Raw genomic sequence first — 1,053 nt, forward strand, 5'->3', positions numbered from 1 at the left:
AGGGAGGCTGTTCGGCTCCGGTCGCGGCTGCCGGCTTGACCAACGGCTCCTCCACATTGCCGCCCTTATAGAGCCGGGCATAGCGGTGGCCGAGGCTGGTCAGCACCTCGTAGCCGATGGTGCCGAAATGATGCGCGAGCTCGTCGACGGTGATGCCCTCGCCGAGCAGCGTCACCATATGGCCGCGCCGCGCCGCATTCGGCGGTAGATCGGTGATGTCGATCGCGATGAGATCCATCGAGACGCGGCCGGCGACTGGGCAGCGCTTGCCGGCAACGATGACCTCGGCGCCGCGGGTGCCGTCATTGGAGCTGGCGGCGCGGAAATAGCCGTCGGCATAACCGACTGCGATGATCGCCAGTTTCGTCGGCCGCCGCGCGGTCCAGGTGCCGCCATAGCCGACGCTCTCGCCGCGCTCGATGGTGCGGGTCTGCACGATGCGCGCCTTGAGATCGACCACCGGCAGCATCGGATTGTCGGCCTCCGGTGTCGGGTTGACACCGTAGAGCGCAGCCCCCGGCCGCACCATGTCGAACTGGAACGGCGCGCCGAGGAAGATGCCGGAGGAATTGGCGAGCGCCGCCGGTACGCCGGAGAATTCGCTGGCGATGCTGCGGAAGGCCGCGAGCTGCTTGGCGTTCACCGGGCTGTTGAGCTGCTCGGCCGAGACCAGATGGCTCATGACCAGCGTGATGCCGTGATCGCCGGCGTTGATGCGGGGGATGATGGCCTGCGCTTCGGAGAGCGTGAGGCCGAGTCGGTTCATGCCGGTGTCGATGTGAACCGCCGCGCCCCCGTTCCAGCCGGTGCGACGGCAGAACACGTCCCACTCGGCGAGCTCGTTGAGGTCGCCGATCACCGGGCGGCAATTGATCTTGGCGTAGTGCTCGCCGGTGTTCTGGAAATAGCCGCCGAGCACATAGATCGTTGGCTCCGGGACGGCCGCGCGCACCTTGCGCGCCTCCTCGATGGTGGCGACGAAAAAGGTCTTGCAGCCGGCCTTGCTCAGCGCACGCGCGACCTCGGCGGCGCCGCAGCCATAGGCGTCGGCCT

Annotated in this window: 1 protein-coding gene; it reads right to left on the reverse strand. The window is 67.7% G+C overall.

The window, feature by feature from the left end; translation table 11 throughout:
• A partial coding sequence (alr, locus tag MOV75_RS39410) for an alanine racemase (protein ID WP_247008241.1) occupies positions 1 to 1,053 on the reverse strand: 1,053 nt, incomplete at both ends.

Source organism: Bradyrhizobium sp. PRIMUS42 (assembly GCF_023006515.1).
Classification (GTDB): Bacteria; Pseudomonadota; Alphaproteobacteria; order Rhizobiales; family Xanthobacteraceae; genus Bradyrhizobium.